Origin of the sequence: Plantactinospora sp. CA-290183, assembly GCF_050936375.1 — a bacterium.
Classification (GTDB): Bacteria; Actinomycetota; Actinomycetes; order Mycobacteriales; family Micromonosporaceae; genus Plantactinospora.
Map to the genome: position 1 here is coordinate 1 of NZ_JBNJMX010000015.1, position 22,533 is coordinate 22,533.

A 22,533-nucleotide genomic window follows, 5' to 3' on the forward strand; every position below is an offset into this window, starting at 1 on the left:
GCGTGAGGAAAGACTCGGGCTGTGGATGGTAGTGACGGGTCATCGGAGGGCTGACCTTCGGCCGACACGGCGGGGGGCCGCGATACCGCTCATCGGTGGGCCACCACCCCGTACACGCCCGTGGCCTTCACCGACGCCTGTGGTTGTGGCGGCTGGCCCGGTCGCCACCGCTCGATCGGAACCAGACCGGGATCCACCAGCTCCATATCAGCAACAAACCGGGCGATCTCCGCCTCCGTACGGAGCCGGAGGGTGCCGTGATCGCCGGTGCCGATGAGGTCTGTGAGCCGGTCAGCGGTCTTAGCGGGAAGGAAATCGGCGGTGGCGTGCGACAGGACCACGTAGCTGCCGGGCGGCAGCGCCCGCACCAGCTGGGAAACGACCTGGTAGGGGTTGTCGGCGTCGTCGAGGAAGTGCAGCACGGCAACAGTAGGAGCCCGACCGGCCGGGTGAGGTCGAGCGTCCGGGTCAGGTCGGGGTGGGCCAGGATCGTTTCCGGCTCGCGCAGGTCGGCCTCGATGTAGGCGGTGGCGCCGTGCGGGGAGCTGGTCATCAGGGCCTGGGCGTGGCGGAGGACCAGCCGGTCGTAGTCGACGTAGACGACCCGCGAATCGGCGGCGATGGCCTGTGCCACCTCGTGCACGTTCGGCGAGGTGGGGATGCCGGTGCCGATGTCGAGGAACTGCCGCATCCCGACCTCGCCGGCTAGGTAGGTCACCACCCGACGCATCCACTGGCGGTTCTCCAGCGCCGCGGTTCGGGCGCCTGGGTAGATCTGCAGCAGCGCCTCCGCCGACTCCCGGTCGGCGGCGAAGTTGTCCTTGCCGCCGAGCAGGTAGTCGTAGCGGCGGGCCGGATGCGGCGTTGTCGTGTCGATCGGCCGGTGGTGGCTAGCGGGGCTACCTGACGTCACGATTGCCGCAGGGGGCACCGGTACGCGGGGAAACGGCTGGAGACTTTCACCCATCGCGGTGCCCCCGCTCGCGCTGGCCAGGCCGCTGACCGATCGCCGGCGGTTCGAAGGTGTTCGCGGCGCAGGCGCCTGTGGCGGGTAGGACGGGCACGGCCACGGCGGTGACCGCCAGACGGCGTGTGGATCGAGGCAGGGCAATCATCGGGGGGCGGTTTCTTTCGTGGTCGTGGCGGAGGGTGGCGAGGAGACCCACCGGTCGCCGGGGGTGTCAGGTTGCGGTGGGGCAAGGCATGCGTCGGGGCGTTTGCGTCGGCGGTGGCGGCCGTACCAGGCGGTGCCGTGCAGCACCTCGCCGCCGTCGCCGGGTGAGCGCGACCCGATCACCGGTCACGCTCCGGTGCTCCGCCGGCCAGGGACGAGGCGGCGGCCGCCGGCGATGCGTGGCGGACGCACCGGCCAGCTGCACCAGTCGCCGCGATCGCGGCGCCCTCAGGGTGGTAACCGGGCCGATCAGGCCACCGCGCATCGCGGGCAGATCCTGGAACGCCAGCAGTTCCTGGCCAACTCCGGACAGAGAGTGGGCAACACCTCGACGTCCCACACCAGGACCAGGTCCGTCCCGGCGTTGAGCGCATCGATGGCCGGGCCCGCCCGGTAGCCCAGCAGCGCCGGATGATGCTCACCTGGCAAACGACGCCCGCCGAATCGTCGGCGCGCGGCCCGACGCGCAGCGCCCACCACCGCGAGGCGGTACCGCGGCGGACCCCACCACGCCCCATCCGGCCAGGCCATGCGCCGACAGGCCCCCTCCGCCACCGGTTGCATCTCCGACAACCCAGCGAGGCGGACCAGCTCTGAGGCCCGGACGTCGTGACCGTGCCACCCGTCCGAGGGTTGCAGTCCGCGCCGGCGGTCGACCCACCCCCCGATCTCGCCCGCGCGGCGGTCTTGCAGGATCACCGCGCGAGCGAGCTGTTCGAGCACCCGTCCTTCATCGGCAGTGGCGCGTTCCTCGTCCTCGGGCGGGCACGCGAGATCTCGCTCGTAGTGCACAGCGGCTCCCTGCGCCGCCCGGTCGGCGATGATCTCGCGTAGCTGCGCGTAGTAGGACGACGCCCCGATCGGCCAAGTCCCCACAACGGTCACCAGCCGCCGGTCAGCCTCGTCCTCGTAGTAGCAGACGGGGGTCTGCAGCCGCCGAGACGCGACGATCCGCAGACCGGGGCCGATCGCAGACGAGTGCCCTGTCACTACAGTCGCTCCCGGGTATGGGCGGCCTGCGCGGCCAGATCGAGCTAGGTCATCTCGGCTGTGGCGACCTGCTCGATCGCTTCCGCCAGCCACCGCGACCGAGATTCCGAGGCCGGGTGTCCTCGACCTAGGATCGCCCTGTCTGCCGTGACATGCAGAAACGGTGGGTTCGCGATTCATGGCAGTCGCTTCCTCACGTCAATATCACTGCGGACTTGGGGTGGGATGGGGTTCCGCCGCGCCGGAACCGGCGGAACCCCACCCCACGTCAGGGGGAATCAAGCTGATCTGGTCATCGGCCAGAACGGCGGCCCACCGTCGGGCAGATGCACCGGAGCGAGCTGCCGGTAGCCGTGCCGGGCATACAGCGCGACGGCCCGCTCGCTGGCCTCCGCGTAGGCCGGGGAGCCAACCGCGTCCAGGTGGAGGTGGTGCTGGGCCAGCAGCGCGGCACCGATCCCCTTGCCCTGCCAGGGCGGGACGACGGCCAGGTAGGCCAGGTGCTCGTGCGGCGCGGTCGGATGCACACTGTCGAACGCCTCGTCCAACTCGAAGAACCGCTCCGCCCACGGACCGCACATGCTGCGTACCAGCTCCTCGTAGCGTGCCGGTGGACGCAGATCCCGCGTACGGTCGAACCACACAGCGGCGCCGGTAACGCCAGGGCCGTTGACGTCCTCGGCCACGTACACCGTGCCGGTCTCGAATGCGTGCAGCACCCAGATCAAACAGTCGGCGGTGAGCACGGACAACCGTGCGTCCGGGTCCGGAACGAGCCACTGCGAGATGGCCGACGGCCTGATCGCCTTTGCAATCAGCGCGGCGACCTGCTCGGCCTGGTCCGGGGCGGCGGGCAAAATACGGGGCCGAGTCATCGCCGGACGCCTTCCACCAGCTCCGGCTTGCCGGTCACGATCATCGGCGTGGGCACGCTTCTGGCACCCCTGCCCGCGCACGTCGCCGGTCGGGAGGCCCACGGGGAGCCTTTGGCGGGCCGGCCGGTGCCACAGCGGCGGGCACTGACGATAGTTCGGCGCCGACTGCCGGTTACTCGCATGGTTCCAGCCTGCTCAACACCACGAGCAGGCGGAAGGTCCCCCTGCCGAACCGTTGCTGCATCCGCGCAGAACCTACAACGCGGCACGCCGCCGTATCGGGGCCGGGTCGCCCGTTGTGTGGCGGAGCTTAAGAGTTACGCGGGCGCTGCAGACCCAAAGACATCAGGTGTCACTGCGCATCTGAACCCGGTGTCGTCATCGAACATATCAACGGATGCATCGTTGCTCGCGGCGCCAGCCGCCATCCTAAAAGGACTGGTAAATGCACTGCCCTTGAGTACGTAGCGACCCGGAGCAGTCTCGGTTCGACACCACTCCCACACGTTGCCGCTCAAGTCGTACACACCATATGGGCTAACGCCGCTGTGGTAGCGCTCCACGGGTGTCGTCCGCCCGATACCTGACTCACGTACATTGCATTTCGCGACCGTCGCCTGATCACCCCAAGGATAAGTCTGCCCATGCACGCCGCGCGTCGCCTTCTCCCACTGCTCCTCGGTGGGCAGGCCCACCCCGGCCCATTGGCAGTACGCCTCCGCATCCCAATGAGTCACGTTCACCACTGGATGATCTTCGATTTCACTCGGACAGCGGCCGCCTCTCCAGTGGTCAGGAAGACGATATGACGCAGCAGTAACGAACCGGGCGTAATCGGCATTCGTCACCGGAGTCGCGTCGAGATAGAAAGTTGGCAGTTCCACGACCCTGTTGTATGGTCCGAACAGAAAGGGACCAGCCTCCACTTGGATCATCTTCTTGCCCGTGCGTGGATGGACTCGCCCTCCGCCCAGTTGCGCAAGAGGCGCTGGAGCGTTCACCGGCGGTCGGGGTTGATCCCGCATGAGAGCGCCCAGCGCGGCGGCCTCGCGTTCGATTAGTAGATCAAATCGGTTTCGCACCTCATCGCCGGAACGTTCTAAGACCGTGTCCAGCATGGCCTGGCTATCCGGGCGGGGCTGTATCCGCTCTGCACCCGCCTCCCATTTCGACACCGTCCGGTCGCTGACCCCGAGGTACGCGGCAAATTCCCGCAGACTCATCCGCTTCGCCTGCCGCAGCGCCCGCGTCTCGCGCCCAGACCACTTTCCCACGGCCGTCAAGGTTCAGTCCTTCTGATCAACAAGATCTGAGCCTCCGTCAGACCCTTGATCGACATAGGCATCCACATGACCACATCTGGCGTTGTCCCGTCAACGTTGGCGAACTCAGGTTGCTAGAGACTGAAATCTAGCTGTTACAACGATTGCCACTCGATCGCGGCGTACTCCTTGCGCAGCCGGTCGACGAAGCCTGTGCCATCGCCCAACTCGACTCCGTCGATGCTTTGAACGGCTCGTACTCCGACAGCAGCGTTAGTGATGAAGGCGGCGCGCACACCAGCAAGCTGACTAAGCGCGATCGTCTCCCGCTGCACCTCGATCCCCGCCCGCTCCATCGCAGCGCTCAGTAGACGCATCGTGACCCCCGGCAGGCAGTCGGCTGCCGGCCAGCTCACCCGCCCGTTGCTGACGAAGCCGATGTTCCAGGTGGCTCCCTCGGTCACAAATCCGTCGAACCCTACGAAGAGAACATCGTCGAATCCTGCCTCCTGCGCAGCGCGTCGTTGATACACGGTGCCGAACAGCCCGGTGTGCTTCACCTCGGGCAGATCCCGCTCGTACCGGATGGTTCGCAGCTTGATTGGCGGCGCGGCCTCGATGGGGGCGGGTCTCAAAGTGATCAGCACACGAGGATGAGCGTCGCCGGCCGGATGTCCGAGGTTAAGGTCTGGGTCGAAGACGGTGACCCGCATCGTCACAGGTCTCCGCACCTCGCGGGCCGCCTTCCGCACGAGCGCTCGCACTCTATCGATGTCAAGGTTCACCCCAAAAATTCTCCGGCTGTCATCAAACAGCCGACTTAGATGCAAATCGAGTCCCCGAACCCGCCCGCCCTCAATACGCATCGACGTAAAATGTCCGTAGTTGACCAGCGCGAGCGCTCCGAGGTCGCTCGTCGCAACTGGTACACCATCCAGCTCCATCATGAGCACCATCGTGGCACTTAGACATGACGGCGCCACTGTCGGGCAGTCATGCCGCCGCAAAGGTTCGGCGTTGGTTCAGCAAGAGTGCAGCACTAGACGCTTCCGCTTACCTGGCCCGCGATCTAAAATGCACGCCCGCCCGCAACGAAGCGGCGCCGGAGCGACCGGGGATGCGCGGACCCCTCGCCGCGTCCGTGAGCTGACGCACCGCGCCACACCAGCCCGATGCACCGGCCCCTGCGGAGGTGCCGATGCAGCCCACGGCATCGGACCCGAGGTGCCCGAAGCAACTAGTGGCGGAGAACGTGTTGTCCGGGATCAAGAACACCTCTCGGCGCTCGGCGTTTGTGACGACTGCCATCCCGGCTCCCTCCCCTGCCCGCTGTGTCAACCAGCCCCATGTTGACCTTGGGGATGGGGCTTCACAGGACAGGTGATAGGTCCCTGCCGGAGCGCTCCGGCAGGGACCTATCACCTGTCCAGCACCCAACGCCGCAGCTCTGCTGGCAGTACAACATTGGGGCCATCTTGCGGACACTGACCACAGTGTTGTATCGCGAACGGCGAGACGCAACCCCCGTATCGAAAATTTCGCTACGGGGGTTGCGTGGGGGCGAAGGCGTGTCCAGGACGGATAGAACGAAGGGCGCCCAGCGGGCGCCCTTCGTGGGTTCCATTTGGGTGATCAGCAGCCCGGACGACCGTCCTTCACCTCGGCGATGAGAGCCGCCCACGCCGAGCGGTCAAACACGAGCGTCGGCCCCGCAACATCCTTCGAGTCCCGCACACCCACGCCGATCGAGGTTTCGGCGACCTCGACGCAGTTCCCCTGGCCGTTGCTGAACGAACTCCTGCGCCACCCGGCGCGAGACAGGTCGACAGACATCCCGCGCCCTCCCTTCACCGTTGTCATCCGAGCTCTTCCATCCGCCGCGCGATGAGGTCGGCCGACGGACCAGGCGCCAGCGCAGCGGCCCGGATGTGGTCGAACGCCACCTTGTAGCGCTCGATCTGGTCGGACCGCTCCGGATACAACGCGGAGACGTAATTTTCCAAGTACACCACCTCCGCCGAGGAGTCACCGAACGAAAGGATCACGAACGGCTGCCCCATCGCCGGGTGCGCGCCGGCAGAGAACGGGAGCACCTGCAAGGTCACCGCAGCATGGGACGCAAGCTTTACCAGGTGCTGTAGCTGCCCGCGCAGCACCTCGCGGCCACCCACCTCACGATGCAGCGCGGCCTCGTCAACGACCGCCCAGATGCGGGGCGGGTCCGCACCCTCGATCAGCGCCTGTCGCTTCATCCGAAAGGCCACCTTGCGCCTAATCTCTTCCTCGGTGGCCTTGCTGTACTCGGCCCGAATCGTCGCCCTGGCGTAGGACTCGGTCTGCAGGATCCCGGGGACGAGCTGAAGTTCAAACAGGCAGATACTGCTGGCCTCAGCCTCTAGACCGACGTACACCTCGAACCAGTCGGGATAGACGTCGCCGTACTGGTGCCACCAGCCAGGCTGACCCGCGTCCCGCGCAAGCTGCACCAGCACCTCGACCAGATCAGGGGACGCCTTGTAGGCCATCAACAACGAACGCACCACCGGTACCCGCGGCTTCTGCACCTTCGCGGATTCCAACCGCCACACCGCGCTGGCGCTCACGTCGGCCCGCTTCGCGGCGTCCTCAGGTGCGAGTCCTGTCGCCTCGCGCAGGCTCTTCAACTCCGCACCTAGCCGGCGACGCGGTACCGTAGGTCCCCTGCCCATACCGCGAAGTGTGCCACCCCGAGCCAGCGGAAAGTCAACCAAGCCAACTAGCGGCCGTCGTATCGACGTCTTCGTCGCGACAGAGCGCACGGATCCACAAGACCGGCCAGCTCATACGGCAAGACGACGCCGACGATTGGCGAACCCGCGCTACAGCGCTCCGCTATGCCCGCTGAGAGCCGTCCAAGCTCACCGCTCGCCGCTCCCACTGGCGCAGAGCAGCCCGCAGAGCGGCGTCGGGGACGCTCGGCCGGCTCACCTCTTCCAGCCAACGACGTACCAGGGCGGCCAACTCGTCGAGGTTTTGATCGATTGCTGCCTCGTGGAGGGCGAACCAGGCCAGCAGCGGTGTGACGGTGTCGGCGGCAGGTGAATTGGCGTTGCAGCGGGGGCACAGGATCACTGAGGTGTGTCCGGCTGGGGTGGGCAGTGACGCTGCTAGGCATGGTTCCTGGCCGCACGTTGGGCAGACGAGTTCGTCGTCGTTCTCGACATTGACGTGCACGATGCGCGGCTTCGGTCTAGCCGGCGACGGCGCTCGGGCCGAGCAGCGCCTTGAGGTCGGCCATCAGCGCGGTGGTCGGCGCGACCCGCAGCGGGCTGAGCCGCAGCAGGGTCGCCCGGGAGCCGTTGACCAGCTTGACGTGCACCTCGGCCGAGCCGGGATGGCTGGTCAGCACCTCACGCAGCCGTTCGACCAGTGGGGGCGTGCAGCGCGACGGCGGTAGCGCCAGAACGATCGGCTTGACCTCGTCGGCGGCGGTGATCTCCGGCATCGACATGTCCATCGCCATCAGCCGGGGCTGGTCGTCGCGCCGGTCCACCCGGCCCTTGACCACCACGATCGCGTCCTCGGCGATGTACTGCCCGATCACCTCGTAGGTGTTGGGGAAGAAGAGCACCTCGACCGCGCCGCCGAGGTCCTCCAGGGTGGCCGAGGCCCAGGCCCGGCCCTGCTTGGTGATCCGGCGCTGGACGCCGGAGAGGATGCCGGCCAGGTTGAGCACCTGGCCGTCGGCGACGTTGCCCTCCTCGGCCAGCGCGGAGATCGGCATGTCCGCCGCGGCGGAGAGCACGTGCTCCACCCCGAAGAGCGGGTGGTCGGAGACGTAGAGGCCGAGCATCTCCCGCTCGAAGGTCAACAGGTCCGTCTTGTCCCACTCGCCGGTCGGGATCGGCGGGGTGACCACCATGCCGCCCCCGCCGGCCCCGTCACCGCCGCCGCCGAACGCGTCACCGAACAGGTCGTACTGGCCGACCGCCTCGTTGCGCTTGAGCGCGATGAACGAGTCGATCGCGTCGGCGTGCACGGCGAGCAGCCCCTTGCGGGTGTGCCCGAGCGAGTCGAAGGCGCCGGCCTTGATCAGCGATTCGACGGTCTTCTTGTTGCAGGCGACCGCGTCGACCTTGCGCAGGTAGTCGTAGAAGTCGGTGAAGGCGCCCTTCTCCTTGCGGGACCGCCGGATCGACTCGACCACGTTGGTGCCGACGTTGCGGACCGCGGCCAGACCGAACCGGATGTCCTTGCCGACGGCGGCGAACCGGGCGTTGGACTCGTTGACGTCCGGCGGCAGCATCTTGATGCCCATCCGGCGGCACTCGGCGAGGTAGACCGCCGACTTGTCCTTGTCGTCGCCGAGGTCAGCAACGCGCTCATGTACTCGGCCGGATAGTTAGCCTTGAGGTACTCGGTCCACAGCACGACACCAGGCCGTACGCCGCGCTGGACGATCGGAGCGGGCTTTGCCTGGCCGGAACCGCGGGTCGGACGGGCTGTGACACGAGCGAGGGGCGAGCCGCAGCATCACCTGGGTAGTTCAGATCGTCGAGGACCGCCGTGCCGCCGTGCAGGCCCGTGACGGCTACGTGGAGTGCAGTAGTAGCGGCGACGCGAGGCCAGTTGAGCTGCCGGAGCGAGTCCACATGGCTGAGGGCAGGGCCCCGGAGCCTCGGCCGGAATCAACAATTTTCAGTGGGTGAAGGGCGCGGGCGCCTTCGACGGCGAGTGGTCTGCTCGGCGCTGGCAGGACCTTGCCGTGCGAGGACGGGGCCACGGCTGGACCACACCGTCAGATGAGGTCGGTACGGATTTCCTGCTGGAGTACTAGTCGTCGCATCCGGGTTGGGGACAGGAGTTGCCTTGGCCCGCAAAGACAGTGCTCGCACCCCGTGTCCGATGAGGTCGTCGGGCGAAATGATTTTGCAGTCGTCGATCGACGTCCTGCCAGCATACGGCCCGTCCGGACCTACGCGACATCGCTGACCAGGCTGCCGATCGAAACGGGGTCGACGGCGCCTACCGAGTTCGCCGTAGCTCTTGCAACTCTCGAAGCAGTTCCTGAACTGCCCTTGACCGCCTGCCGTCGTTGGCGAGGGTTTCGCGCAGCCGGTGCAGCAGCTCGACGCTTCGTACCGACGTCACAACCGGCAGCCGGGCGAGTGCCATCCGGGCGGTTCCCACCGCCTGGTCGAGGTCGCCCGCTGCCGTCTGTGCCAGGCTCAGCCAGGCACCGTGACGCAGCGCCGACCGCTGTGGTGGTTCGGTGGGATCGGTGTGGGCTCGGGTGTACAGGAGCTGCGACGCGTCGCGAAGTAGCTGCTTGCGTCGGCTCGGGATTCGGTCCGCGAGCACGACGAGTCCGCGTCCCATGATGGCGTCGAGTTCGACCGGGTCGATGTAGGAGGCCCAGCCAGGCGGTAGAGCGCCGGGATCGGTGTCCAGTAGTTCGAGGGTTGTTTCACGCATACGGCAGAAACCGGTGAGGTCGCCCGCCGCTGCGTGGGCGAGGCTGCTGCGGGCGGTGACTAGGGACCGTACAGCGGCCGGCGCGGCGGCGGCGGCTTCCTGGGCCGCCGAGGCGAGTTGAAGCGCGTCAAGTGCGTGTCCTGCGTCGGCGGCCTGGTTGGACATGAGGGCCAGGATGCTGGCGCTGAGCGCACGGTCGTCGGCTGCGTGCGCGGCTCGCAGTCCGGTGAGATACCAGCGCTGCGCCTGTGCGTCCTCGGCGGCGTCGAACGACATGAACCCGATCGTCTGCGCTAGCTGCGCGGCGGCGGCGGCCAGACGCCGGCCGGTCGTATTGCCAAAGGATCCGCTCCGAAGTAGCCGGGCCACCGCAGAGAACTGGTCGGCGACGAAGATGCGCGCGGCGCCCCCCTGGTTGTCGTCAAGCCTCTGAGCTTGAGTAACCACGAAGTCGATCATTTCTAGCAGCGGTGGGGTGACAGGCCGATTGGCTGCGGCGGAAACCAGAGTCGGTGCGGGGTGTTCGAGCGCGGACCAGGCTCGGTTGGTCAGCGCGGCGCCGGTCAACGCGATGATGGTGCGGCGGGTCGGCACGGGTCCTCCAAGGATGGTGACCAGGCCGGACCAGTCCCAGGGTAGATCCATCGAGTGGTCCGCCGGCAGGGCGGGTTGCGGGTGGCGACGTGCTCCCGGCCAGACGTCCTCGTAGGAGAGGTCCGCGCCGAGGGCGGCCGATAGGAGTTGCACGACCAGGTCGGGTACGTCGCCGTAGGGGACGTCGCCCCTCGATATCCACTTGTGCGGGGTCTTCTCGTGGATGGGGCTCCTGCCGCGCGGTGTCAGCTCGGCGTTCAGACGCCGTGCCAGGGTTTCTGGCCGCCACCCTGCCTGCCGGAGTAGGTCGTGCAGCCGCTCGTTTCGTTGCGGCGCTAAGGCGTCCACGGGTCCGACGGTAGCGGTCGGCGCGGAGTCGGGGAAGGAAAAGCACCACCGGCACCAAGTGAACGGCGATCCGCACCAGCGGCACCTCACCATCCACTCCTCAGACCGACCGGAGGCCGTCAAGGTCGAGGAGGATTCGCCGGTGCGACCGGCCCCAACCGTGTCGCCTGCTGGTGCGGGCGGCCCCAGTCGGAGGGATCGCGAGTGACTCAAGTTCTGCACCGGTCCGGCCCGGTGGCTGCCGCCGACCTGGCACAGCCCAAGTTCGAGGGTCCGAGGCGGACACTTTGGTTGACGGTCGACGCCGTCAACGAGTGCAGTGAATTGCCGGACGCTTGCCCGCAGCGCGTCCAGTGGCGGCTGCGTATGTGCGAGCCCGTTCGGTCTGAACTGTTCCGCGAACGGCTGGACCGATCCGGCCGGGCGCCACGGTCGAGGTCGGCAATTCACGCGTATAAAGGTGCCCGTTCGTCACCTTACGAGATCAGCCGACTACGGAGGATACTGGCTGCGGTCCAAAGATGTCTCGCCGGGGCTGGGGAGGCTCACCGAGTGCACGAAATGCCACATTGGCGCATTGGATCCAGAATCACACGATCGTCTCGGTCGGGCTCGATCCTCGTCGCCATGTCGCCACATAGACCGGAGCTCGCATGTCCACAATGATCGAGCCGGTCGAGCGGCGCTGTCGTGAATTTGGTGCGCGAGCCCGTCGTGATCGGCGTCGGTACTCCAATGCCGGGAGACGGGTTTTGTGCCAGCGCCCTCGGCGACGGCCTGCGGGACCTCCGGGTGGCGTCCGGGGCCATGGTGGCACTCAGTCTGCAGCCGGCCCCGGCCCCGGCCACAGGACCGATCCTTCGACCTTGAGGTGAGGAACGCCGTTGCTGCCGACCATTGCTGAGCACCGCTGTACCAGCTTCCCCGGCGATCTGATGATCACAGACGACGCAGGTGACCACACCGCAGGGCAGATCCAGGTGCAGGCCAAGGCCCTGTCGAAGGCATTGGCCGAGCATGGCGTCCGAACCGGCGCACGCGTCGCGCTCGCGCTGCCTGCCGGCGCGGACATGCTGACCGCGATGCTGGCGCTGTGGCGGACCGGGGCCTCGTTCGTACCCGTCGACCCCCGCGAACCGGCCGACCGGTTCGACGAGATCCTGCGCGCCTGCTCAGCCACGGCGGTGCTCGCCGCCAGTGAACCCCGTACCGATCTTCCCGGCCCTGGCAGATCGTGGCTTCGCCTGAACGCCGGCAGTGTCGACGGGCCGATCTGCCGGGCGGTCACGACGCACGCCGGCGACGAGGCGTATGTCCTCTTCACCTCCGGTTCTGCAGGCAGCCCCAAAGGCGTGCCCGTCTCGCATGCCAACCTGTCGTACTACCTCGACAGCATCCAAGCCGCCTACGGCGTCCCCCGGACCGGCATGCTCGTGCCCACCCAGCTGCCGCCGACGTTCGACGCCGCCCTGACGACTCTGCTGATGCCCCTTGTCACCCGCAATCCGGGAATCTCGGCCGTCGGCACCCAGGATCTGGCCGAGCTGCTGCGCCGGTCCGGCCGGCCGGTGCTGGCCAAGACCACACCCAGCCAGCTGCGCATCCTGTCCGGTCTGCTCACCCGCGAGCAATGGCAGCGGGTGGAAGGCATTCTCATCGTCGGCGGCGAGGCCCTGGACTACACAGACCTGGAGGAGGTCCGCCGGCACAGCCGTCTGACCGTGCACAACGAGTACGGCCCGACCGAGACCACCGTGGCCTGCAGCGCTCACGAGGTGCACCCCGGCGACCCGTGGTCCGGCCCAGTCCCTATCGGACGCCCGTTCCCGGCCACCACCTTCACCCTGCGTCCGGGCCCCGTCGATACCGGAGACACCGGCGAACTGGTCATCACCGGCCCCGGTGTGGCCAGTGATTACCTCAACGCCGACGCGGCTGCGTTCACCGGCGCCGGACCCGGTCCCCGGTCCTACCGCACCGGGGACCGAGTCAGGCGCACCGGTGATGGTAATTACGTGTTCCTCGGCCGGTACGACGACCAGGTAAAGGTCAACGGGTACCGGGTCGAACTCGGCGAAATCGACGCAGCGTTGCGCACCGTCACGCAGAGCCCGGCGGCCGCCGTGCTCGCCGACGGCGCCCTCATCGCCGTCGTGCAGCAGCGATCCGAACTGAACCTGGACAAGGCCCGCGAGCACCTGCGCCGTCTGCTGCCTGCACACCTGCAGCCCGCCGACTGGCAGAGTCGCGCGACACTTCCGCTGACCGCCCACGGCAAGGTCGACCGCAAGACGCTCACGGACCAGCTCATCGAGCGCACAAGCGAGTCCCGGATTGGAGCCCTCAGCGGGTCGCCCAACGGATCGGCCACCGGGCGTGCGGCGCTGGCCGGTTTGTGGCGCGAACTGCTCGGTGACGACGTTGGCGACGACACCGACTTCTTCGCCGCCGGCGCCAGCTCTATTACCGCCCTGGTCATGACAGGACGAGCCGGTGACCTCATCGGCGCGGAACTCGCGGTAAGCCTCATCTTCGACAAGCCGGTCTTCGCCGACTTCGCGGCTGCCGCACTCGCCGGCGACGGCACCGGCACGCCGGTGCCCGACTGTACTGGCACACGGGAATCCCCCAGCACGACGCAAACCCCCTCAGCCGCGCAACTGAACATCCTTGCCGCCGAAGGCTGGCAGCCCGGTAACGCGGCGTACACCACCGTCGCCGCAGCCCGCTTCACCCTGCCGTCCATCGGCGCCCTCATTGAGGCCTTGCGCGAAACCGTCGCCCGGACAGAGATCCTGCGCTGGCGGTTCGGCCTCGACGAGCAGTACCAAATCGTCGCGCAGGTCGGCGATGTCCCCGCAGTGACCGTCACCGACCTGCGCCGGATGGATCCGGCAGCCGCTGACCAGACTGTCGCTGCCCGCCTGGCCGAGCACCGAGACCGCAGTATCGACGTGCTCTCCGGCGCGCCGCTGGCCGAAATCAGGCTGTGGCACACCATGGACGATGATGCGGGACAGCGCGGAGTCTGCGCGCTGGTCGCGCACCATGTAGTCACCGATGAGGCATCGGTGGCGCTGCTTTGGAACCGTGCGCTCGATCGGGTCCGGACCGGCGGACCCGTGCGCGTCGACCGGTACTACGCCCGGTGGGCACCCACCACCGTCACCGACGCTGCACGACGCGCGGCCGTGGACGACGCCGCCATCGTCGCATGGGCTCTGACCAGCGAATCGCTGAGCCGGCTGCGCGACGGCGACCCACGCGCTGGCGCGGGCAGCTTCATCCGGCTGTTGCCCGACTCCGGCGACATCTCCGGCACTGCGCGGCGGATGTCGCTGCCCGCCGCGGCGATCCTGAGCGCTGCCGCCGCGGCAGCTCTGGCCGAGGACATGACCGGAACCCGGTTCGCTGTTCACGTTCCAGTCACGCGTCGGCGTACCGGAGCCGACACTGACGCTGCCGGATGTTTCGTCTCCTCCCTGCCGGTACCCGCCGACGTGCCTGACGACCCCGGCCCGGGCTGGGTGCGCACCTGGCACCGGCTGCTGGTGGACGTGGCCGGTCGCGCCGGTGCGGATCCTGCAGCCGTCGCCACGTTGTTGCGGGCCGCCGATCCTTCGGCGGTGGCGTTCCAGGTATCTCTGGTGGTGGAAACCCCATTCGCCGTGCATCAGGGTTCGATCCGCTGGCAACCGCATCCGGTGGCGCCCGGCCCGGCCAAGCATGATCTGGCGATCTTCTGCGGTCGCGATCCGCTTACCGGATCGGTGACCGTCCGGATCGACTGGCGTGCCGGCGTCTACGACGATTCCCGCGCCGCTGAGCTGGCCGGCCGAATTTCCAAGACTCTGCGCCGGCTCATTGACCAGGACCAGGCCGCCGAACCACCGGCCGCAGCCGTCACGGCCGACGCCGTGGCCGAGATCGCTTCGGCGGTCCTGGGCCGGCGGGTCGGCCCCGCTGACGACTTGTTCGCTACCGGTGCTCAGAGCATCGACCTGCTGCGGTTGTGCGCGGCCGTCCGCGCCCGGCTCGGCAAGGACATCACCCTGCTCGACATTTTCGACAAGCCCAGTGCGGAGCAGCTGGCGAACCTCGTCAGCGACCGCTTTGACTCCCGGAAGGAGCCCGCATGACCACCACCATGCCCGCGCCGCTGGACATCGAACGGTTCCCGAAGGTCGCCGCGTTCCTCGATGCGTACATCGCCGGCCCCGGCGACGTGGGACGCTCGGACGTCGCCGATCTGTCCGGCACGGTCGAGAGGGTCGTGCAGAATGACGACCCGTTCCCCACCGCCACCATCGACGGCTTCCTGCCGAGCAACCTGTACCGCCAGGTGCTGCGCGACTTCGACACGCTGTCGTTCGCGCCGCCGAAGATTCCCGGAGCCGAGTACGTGGGATCGCGCAAGGCATCCAAGCTGCAGGACTGGAAACCCGGCAGCGACGAGGGCGACACCCTGTGGGACGGCATCGCCCGCGCCGCGCGCGCCCCCCGGTTCGTGCGCGCACTGTTCACGCGCTTCGCCCCGATCGTCGAGCAGAACCTGTTGGACCCGCGGGTGGCCGATGCCACCAACCCCGGCTTCGTGTTGTACGCCAACCTCGACCAGGGCAAGGACGCTGACGAAGCCCTGGGCGCCCACCTCGACGCCTTGCACAAGCTACTGACCATCGTGCTGTACCTGGACCTGTCCGGCCCCATCACCGCCGAGTCCTCCCGGCTGTGGGGAACAGCCGTCTACCACGACGACGGTACCCGCAACACCGTCGAGTTCAGCTTGAACGCCAGCCACCAGCCCGCCGGCCACGTGCAGTTCCGGCCCAACCGCGCCTTCGTCATGCCGAACACCGCCCGTTCCCTGCACGGGGTGGCCGGCGGCGAGGACGGCGTCACCCGCCGCTCGCTCATGTGGGGCTACTGGATGTTCAGTCCGCAGCGCTGACTCAACCCGCACCACCCGTTTCCCGCCCGGCCTGGCCCCTCAGGACACGCCACCGTACTCGCCGGCCCCCACTCGGGACCGGTGTCCCACCGCCCGCCTGGAGAGCTCATGAAAGTCATCGTCGGGTACAACCTGAGCCACGACAGCAGCATCTGTGTCCTCGGCAACGGCCGGATTCTGGCCGCCTGCGCTCTGGAGCGCAGCAGCCGCGTAAAACGTGGCGTCGTCCCCGTTCACGCCTACCCGGCCGCGATGACGGAGCTCACCCGTGACGTCCTAACCGGCGTGGGACTGAGCCACGGCGACGTCGACTACTGGATCGCCACGTCGACCGAGGCACGCGGCCAGAACGACGAGGACCGGCTCACCGACACCCTCGGCCTGCTCGTGCCGGCCGGCCGCCGGTTGAGCCTGCCACACCCCGGTCATCACCTCGCGCACGCCAGCGCCGCGTTCTGGACCTCCGGCTACGACAGCGCCGCAGCCCTGGTCGTTGACGCGTACGGATCGCTACTCGACGCCGGCCGTGAACGGGAAACCGGGTTCTCCTTCCAGATCGGCAAGGCGCCGGAGACGATACTGCGCACCGTCCGGCACAGCGAACGCATCGCCGGGCGGCTGCGCCCCGACGGCAACATCGGCCTGCCCGATCACCTCAGCGGCATCGGCGAGGTCTACCGGGCCGTCACCCTGGCCCTGGGCTTCTACGAACGGGGCGGCACCTACGACGACGCGGGCAAGACCATGGGGCTGGCCCCGTACGGCCACCGGCTCAGCGAGCGTCCCCTGTTCATCGACGTCACCGCCGAGGGACCGTCGTTTGGGCCGGCCATCGACAGCCTCATCGAGTTAGGCCTGGCGGCACGGGACGCGACCGGCGTTCGCCTTATTCCGCGCCCGGCCGGTACGCCGTTGCAAGATCTGCACCGCAACGTCGCCGCCCAAATCCAGTCGGAATTCGAGCAGGCATGCCTGTGGCTAGTCCGTGACCTAGTGCAGCGAACCGGGCAACGCTCGCTGGTGCTCGGCGGCGGCTGCTTCCTCAACTCGGTACTCAACGCGCGACTGCTCCACGAGACCCCTGTGGAGCGGCTGTCGGTCTTCCCTGCGGCCACCGACGACGGCAACGCCGTCGGCGCCGCGCTCTACGCCCACCACGTCCTGACCGATGGCACGCCCCCGCCACCGGAGGAGCGCCGGTTACGGCACGTGTACCTGGGCCCGCCCCGACTGACCGGCACCGACGTGCCGGACCTGGCCCGACAGCTCGGTCTGCGCGCCATCGAGCACCCGTCCGAGCCCGCCGCAACGGGATCCGCCGCAGCCGCCATCGCCGCCGGTGAGATCATCGGCTGGTTCGACAACCGCGGCGAACTCGGCCCCCGCGCCCTGGGCGCCCGCTCGATCCTCTGCCACCCCGGCATCCCCGGCATGCGCGACACCCTCAACGCCAGGGTGAAGTTCCGCGAATCGTTCCGGCCCTTCGCCGCCGCGGTCCTCGCCGAACAGGCCGGGAAATGGTTCGACATGGCCGACCCCGACAGCCCATTCATGCTCATGGTGTGGCCGGTACGCACCGAACGCCGCGATCAGGTCAATGAGATCGTCCACGTCGACGGCACCTGCCGAGTGCAGACCGTCGACGAGCTCCTGCCCGGAAACCTGCGCCGACTGCTGGAGGAATTCGAACTACGCACGGACCTGCCGATGGTGCTCAACACCTCGTTCAACCTGCGCGGCATGCCGATCGTCGAACGCCCCAGGGAGGCGCTGGACTGCCTGTACGGCTCACGGCTCGACGCGGTCTTTCTCGGGCCGGTCGAGGTGCGAGGTCCCGACCACCGCACCCTGCGGCCGGTCGCTGCCGTGAAGCCGGCGCGCGGCGGCCTGCCCGAGCGGCTGCTGGCCGCCGCAGACGGTGACGCGACCATCGCCGAACTGGCGGCAGACTTCGGGGTGGACGCCGACGACCTGGTCGACGTGGCGCTGGACCTGCGCCGCACCGGCGAACTCCAGTGGGCAGGGGTGCCGGCGACGCCTCAGACGGCGTGGCCGCTGCCGCAGTACGAAGTCGGGAAGCTGGCATGACCGCCGAACACCGACCTGCCGGGCCAACCGTGCTAAATCTGTGGTCGACGGCAACCACCCGTCATCATCACCGCATCGCGATGTCCGCGCAGAACGGATGGACGGCTCGCTACGCCGAGGTCACCTCGGCGGCGACCACCGTCGCCGAGGACCTGGCCGGCCGGATCGAGCCCGGCGACCCGGTTCTGATCCGGCTGCCCCGGGGACCGCTGTGGCTGCCCACGCTGCTGGGCCTGTGGCAGGCGAGGGCCGTCGCCGTGCCCGCACGGGCCGACGAGGACGAGACATTGGCCGCCAGGGTCGGCGCCCGGTGGGAAGTCGCCGCCGGACGACAGGCGCCGCCCGGATGGCCGGACGGCTACCAGGTACGGGCTACTGGGGTCAGCGGCCCCCGGCATTCCGCGCTGACCGACCGGCACGCCTACGTGCTGGCGACGTCGGGAACCACCGGGACACCGAAGCTGGCCGCAGTCACCCACGCCACCAGCGCAGGGGTGCTGACCGGCCTGCGGGACCGCATTCCGGTCGCCGCTGACGAGTGCGCGGTGCACACCGCCACGTTCACCTTCTCCTCCAGCATCCGGCAGCTGCTGTTGCCGCTGCTGCACGGCGCACAGATCGTCATTACCAACCCGGCACGTAGATTCGACCCGCACCAGCTGCTGAACACCGCCGAGCAGGCCCGGGCGACCATGCTGGATCTGACCCCCAGCCAGCTGACCGCCCTCACGCACTGGCTCGAGACCGACGCCCAGGCCCGAGCCCCTGAGTACTTGCGCCGTCTCCTGGTGGCCAGCGAGGCCTTCACCCCGGCTCTGCTGGCCCGGTGGCACCGCCGGTCCGGTACCACCCACACCGTCTACCACCTGTATGGCCAGACCGAAACCGGAGGGGCGGTCAGCGCTCAACCGCTGACCCTCGCCGACGCAGCCGCCGACCGGCTGCCTCTGGCCGTGCCGGCCCCGGCGTTCACCGCCGTGCTCGACCGGCCCGCCGGCACGGCCGAGGACCAGCCCACGGAACTATTCCTGTCCGGTTTGGATCCCGCCGACGGCTACATCGAAGAGAACGGCCTCGAACGGAGCCGGTACGACAGCGTCGCCGGCGGCCTTAGCGGGCTATACCGCACCGGCGATCTGTTCGTGCGCGACGCTGACCAGCTGACGATGCGTTTCGCCGGCCGCACCGATACCGACGTGAAGATCCTCGGTGTGCGGGTGGATCCGCTCGCCATCGAACAGGCCGTCGGCGGAGTCGCCGGGGTCGGGCACGCTGCCGTCGTCGTCTCACCCGGGGCCGGCGGAGCCGATCTGTTGCACGTTGCCTGGACCACGACGACCGACGACAACCTGCGCCCGGCCGTCGCGCAAGCAGCCACGGCCGCGCTCGGCCCGCAGGTCGCCACCCCACTGCTGCATCCGCTGGATGTCATGCCCCTGACCACGTCCGGGAAACTGGACCGGGCCGCGTTGCGCGGCCAGATCGCCGCGCCCAGCAACGCCGGCCCCGCGGAACCGGCGCAGACCGGCGACCAAGACGTCATCGCGGACTTGTGGCGGGCCGCCACCCGGAACGCCGATGCCGACAGCGACTTCTTCGCCGCCGGCGGTAACAGCCTGTCCATGCTGGAACTCCTCGCAGGAATCGTGCAGCACACCGGCGTACGGATTCTGCCGCAGCAGTTCCACCACCAGCCGACCCTGGACGGTTTGCGAGAACTGCTGCGCGCCGCATCGTCGCAGCCGGCCGCCGCAGATAACCGGGCCGCGGTGGGGAATGAGGCAGCCGGAGACGACCGGGTCCCGGCCGGCAGCCTGACCCGGCGGGTGTGGGTTGCCGAATGCATCGGCGGACCGGATCCCGCAGCGTTCTGGATTCCGGTGGGTCTGCAGATCGATGGTGAACTCGACCTGCGGCGGCTGGAGGTCGCGCTGCGCCGTGTCGCCGGCCGTTTCGACGTGCTGCGTGCCGCCGTGCACCCCGAGGGTGCCAAGCTGACGCTGATCGGCGACAGGGTCGCGGTTGACCGGTTCACCGTCCGCCGCGCCGCCGCGCTCGGCTCGCTGACCAGCGGCGAGCCGCTGCTGCGGGTGTCCGCACACACCCAGACCGGGCGCACCGACATCGCTCTGCGGCTGCACCATGGCATCGCCGACCGGACCAGCCTCACGACGATCCTGCAGGCGCTAGCCGAGGCCTACACCGATCCGACAGCTGACCCCGCACCGGCGCCGTCGTACCTGAGCTGGCGCACCCGCCGCGCCGCGGCCGGCAACCCGGAGCAGGCCCGCGACTACTGGCGGCGGGTGCTGCCGCGACGACACAGCGGTGACATCGTGCCCGGATCCGCCCGCATCGCCCGGGTGTCCCGTCCCGCCGGGGCGCTGGCGGCGACGGCCGGCGCCAGCAGGCACGCGGCCTGGTTGTGGGCCTACAGTCAGGCGCTAGCCGCCCACCGGCTTCCCCAGCCACACCTGATCGGCGTCGACGTCGATCTGCGCGAGCCCGGCGAAGCCTTGCTGGTCGGCCCGAGCGTGCAGACCCTGCCCGTTGTCGTCCCTGCCGCGGACGTGGCCGGGCGCGGCCCCCGGGCCACGACCGGAGTGCTGGCCGAGCTGCTCTCACACCGCGACATCGACATCGATACGATCGTCGAACCATCGCGGCGCCCTACCGGCGATCCCCGCCAGCCGTACTACCGGCACCTGCTGGTGCACCAGCACACCGACTACCCCGCGCTGCTTTTCGATGGCACCACCGCAACGTACGTGCGCACCCCGCCCGGCATCGCTGCACACACCACCACCTTGTACGTGCGGGAACGCGACGCCGGCGCCACCGACGTCGAGCTGGCCTTCGACGCCCGCTTCCTCGACGCCGGCACCGCACAGACCATGCTCGACACCGTCGTGGCAACCGCAACCCTGGCGCAGGAGGTCACCCGGTGAGCGACCCAGCCGGTGCCGTCGAGGGCGACTTCACCATCACGCCGCTGCCAGCCACCACGATTCCCGGCGCACCCGCTCCGCTGCTGCTCAGCGGCGGCGACCGGGTGCCAAGCTCCGAGCAGGCGGCAGCGCTTCGTGCTCTGCTCGACCGGCACGGCGTGCTTCTCATCCGGGGCCGCAGCCCCGCGGGGCCTGCCGAAGTCGCCCGGTTCGCCGAAACCCTGTTCCCCCTCGATCCGGTGTTCGAGACCGGCGAGCACCCACAGGCCGACCAGGCCGAGGCGGTGTACCGTCCGGTGCCGTTCGACTCCCGGCAGACCCTGATGTGGCACCACGAGAACAGCTTCAACGCCGTCTTCCCCCGAGTCCTGATGTTCGTCTGCCGGACGCCCGCCGTGACCGGAGGTGCCACCACCCTGGTCGACTCCCGGCTGGTGTACCAGCGCGCGGACGCTGCGGCCACCAGCCGGCTGCACACCACCGGCATCCGGTACGTGCGCCTGTGCGACGAGAACACCGGCCGCAGATGGCAGCAGCTGTACGGCACCGACGATTCGGCTCAAGCTGCCCGGGCAGCCGCAGCGGCCGGCGAGGAACTCGAAATACACCGCAGCACCGCCCGTATCGTGGCGACCCGCCCGGCGTTCCGCACCGGCGCGCACGGCACCGTCTGGTTCAACCAATTGCTGCACTGGCACCCGGCGGCACTGCCCGACGATCTGCGCCGGCTCGTGCGCCGCGGCGCCGTTCCCGCCTTCCGCGACTGCACCCACGGCGACGGCACCCCGATCGGCGACGACCTGATTGAGCACATCACCGCCATCAGCCAGGACGTGGAGTATCCCGTGCCCTGGCAGGCGGGAGACGTCCTGCTGGTCAACAACCTCGTCTACGCCCACGGCCGTCACCCCTACCGCGGCACACGGGAACACTTCGTCCGCATGTTGGGTCACGCCCGTCACCAGCACCCGGACGCCGGGCAGCGTCGTGCCGAACAGGAGGGCTGACGATGCGTCTGGTCACCATCGCGATCTCTCGAGACGAAACCCCGTACCTGCTGCAATGGGTCGCCTACCAGCACCTCATCGGCTCTGAGCAGGTCCTCATCTACGACAACGGCCACGACGCCGAAGGCACCGACCTGCTCCGCCGGCTCCACGAGCACGGTGTCATCGAATGCGTGCCCTGGCGCCAACGCTTCCCGCACGGGCCGCAGGTGCCCGCCTACGACGATGCCCTGTCCCGAGTGCGCGGCACCACCGACTGGGCGCTGATCTGTGACCTCGACGAGTACGTGGTCCCGGTGCTCACCGACACACTCAGCGAACTGCTGGACGAGGCGACCGACCTGGACGCCATGTGGTTCCCGTGGCTGATCTTCGGTTCCTCAGGTGAGCTCAGCTACCGTCCCCAGCCGCTGATCGAACGCTTCCAGCGCCGGGAACAGGTCGACGACACCACCGTCACCCCGGTCAAGAGCGCCGTACGGCCCGACCACGTCGTCGCCGCGCACCTGCACGTGCACCCGATCGACAGCGACGCCTACGCCAACCCCCTGGGTGAACGAAACTACCTGCGTGCCTCCGACGGCGTCAGCCGGCGCTCCGCCCAGTTCGCCCGCGGCGCCGACGTCGCCCGCACCCACCACTACATGACCAAGTCCGCGCAGGAATGGGCGCACAAGGTAGCCCGCGGCAGGGCGGACCGCGGCTACGCCGACGAACAACCCCGCCGCAAGCTCGACGAGTTCGACCTGTGGAACCGCAACGCCGTACGCGACACCACCGCCCTGCGTTTCCTGCAGCCCCTGCACCAGGAAATGGCCCGCATCGAGAAGCTCATCGAGTGA

General features: G+C 68.7%; 14 protein-coding genes and 2 pseudogenes. 6 read left to right on the plus strand and 10 right to left on the minus strand.

The window, feature by feature from the left end; genetic code table 11:
* Window positions 1–89: 89 nt before the first annotated feature.
* The 10 genes and pseudogenes from ACQEUR_RS19355 to ACQEUR_RS19400 all read right to left on the minus strand — a co-directional run bounded on the left by ACQEUR_RS19355 (window position 90) and on the right by ACQEUR_RS19400 (window position 10,349).
* Window positions 90–967 (minus strand): annotated as a pseudogene (locus ACQEUR_RS19355) (SAM-dependent methyltransferase).
* A 456-nt stretch (window positions 968–1,423) separates the two neighbouring features.
* Complete coding sequence (locus ACQEUR_RS19360; RefSeq protein ID WP_433032978.1) at window positions 1,424–2,164, minus strand: hypothetical protein; 741 nt, start codon at window positions 2,162–2,164, stop codon at window positions 1,424–1,426.
* A 278-nt stretch (window positions 2,165–2,442) separates the two neighbouring features.
* Entirely contained in the window at window positions 2,443–3,039 is a 597-nt protein-coding gene (locus ACQEUR_RS19365; RefSeq protein ID WP_433032981.1) for a GNAT family N-acetyltransferase, read from the minus strand.
* A gap of 317 nt (window positions 3,040–3,356) precedes the next feature.
* Complete coding sequence (locus ACQEUR_RS19370; RefSeq protein WP_433033148.1) at window positions 3,357–4,313, minus strand: SUMF1/EgtB/PvdO family nonheme iron enzyme; 957 nt, start codon at window positions 4,311–4,313, stop codon at window positions 3,357–3,359.
* A 143-nt stretch (window positions 4,314–4,456) separates the two neighbouring features.
* Window positions 4,457–5,248: an aminotransferase class IV family protein gene (locus ACQEUR_RS19375; protein ID WP_433032983.1), complete on the minus strand. Its 792-nt coding sequence runs from the start codon at window positions 5,246–5,248 to the stop codon at window positions 4,457–4,459.
* Between the two features lie 685 nt (window positions 5,249–5,933).
* On the minus strand, window positions 5,934–6,134 hold the full coding sequence (locus ACQEUR_RS19380; protein WP_433032986.1) for a DUF397 domain-containing protein: 201 nt from the start codon (window positions 6,132–6,134) through the stop codon (window positions 5,934–5,936).
* 23 nt (window positions 6,135–6,157) lie between these two features.
* On the minus strand, window positions 6,158–7,009 hold the full coding sequence (locus tag ACQEUR_RS19385; protein ID WP_433032989.1) for a helix-turn-helix domain-containing protein: 852 nt from the start codon (window positions 7,007–7,009) through the stop codon (window positions 6,158–6,160).
* A gap of 163 nt (window positions 7,010–7,172) precedes the next feature.
* Window positions 7,173–7,514 carry a DUF6300 family protein gene (locus ACQEUR_RS19390; protein WP_433032992.1) on the minus strand — a complete coding sequence of 114 codons (342 nt, stop codon included), beginning with the start codon at window positions 7,512–7,514 and terminating at the stop codon, window positions 7,173–7,175.
* A 16-nt stretch (window positions 7,515–7,530) separates the two neighbouring features.
* Window positions 7,531–8,743 (minus strand): annotated as a pseudogene (locus tag ACQEUR_RS19395) (OB-fold nucleic acid binding domain-containing protein); the annotation flags it as partial.
* A gap of 562 nt (window positions 8,744–9,305) precedes the next feature.
* Window positions 9,306–10,349, minus strand: a complete 1,044-nt coding sequence (locus ACQEUR_RS19400) for a hypothetical protein (protein WP_433032995.1) — start codon at window positions 10,347–10,349, stop codon at window positions 9,306–9,308.
* A 1,232-nt stretch (window positions 10,350–11,581) separates the two neighbouring features.
* Between ACQEUR_RS19400 and ACQEUR_RS19405 the strand changes: the two genes are divergently transcribed.
* From ACQEUR_RS19405 to ACQEUR_RS19430, 6 genes are all read left to right on the plus strand, one after another.
* Entirely contained in the window at window positions 11,582–14,836 is a 3,255-nt protein-coding gene (locus tag ACQEUR_RS19405) for an AMP-binding protein (protein WP_433032998.1), read from the plus strand.
* On the plus strand, window positions 14,833–15,648 hold the full coding sequence (locus ACQEUR_RS19410) for a hypothetical protein (protein WP_433033000.1): 816 nt from the start codon (window positions 14,833–14,835) through the stop codon (window positions 15,646–15,648). The genes ACQEUR_RS19405 and ACQEUR_RS19410 overlap by 4 nt, the downstream gene beginning before the upstream one ends.
* 108 nt (window positions 15,649–15,756) lie before the next feature.
* Window positions 15,757–17,736 (plus strand): carbamoyltransferase C-terminal domain-containing protein, encoded by a 1,980-nt coding sequence (locus ACQEUR_RS19415; protein WP_433033003.1) that lies wholly within the window; start codon window positions 15,757–15,759, stop codon window positions 17,734–17,736.
* A complete protein-coding gene (locus ACQEUR_RS19420) occupies window positions 17,733–20,684 on the plus strand; it encodes an AMP-binding protein (protein ID WP_433033006.1) in 2,952 nt (983 codons plus the stop codon). Before ACQEUR_RS19415 ends, ACQEUR_RS19420 begins: the two co-directional genes overlap by 4 nt.
* Window positions 20,681–21,691: a TauD/TfdA family dioxygenase gene (locus ACQEUR_RS19425; RefSeq protein WP_433033009.1), complete on the plus strand. Its 1,011-nt coding sequence runs from the start codon at window positions 20,681–20,683 to the stop codon at window positions 21,689–21,691. Before ACQEUR_RS19420 ends, ACQEUR_RS19425 begins: the two co-directional genes overlap by 4 nt.
* Window positions 21,692–21,693: 2 nt before the next feature.
* The gene (locus tag ACQEUR_RS19430) at window positions 21,694–22,533 is read left to right on the plus strand and encodes a glycosyltransferase family 2 protein (protein WP_433033012.1); all 840 of its coding nucleotides are present in this window, start codon (window positions 21,694–21,696) and stop codon (window positions 22,531–22,533) included.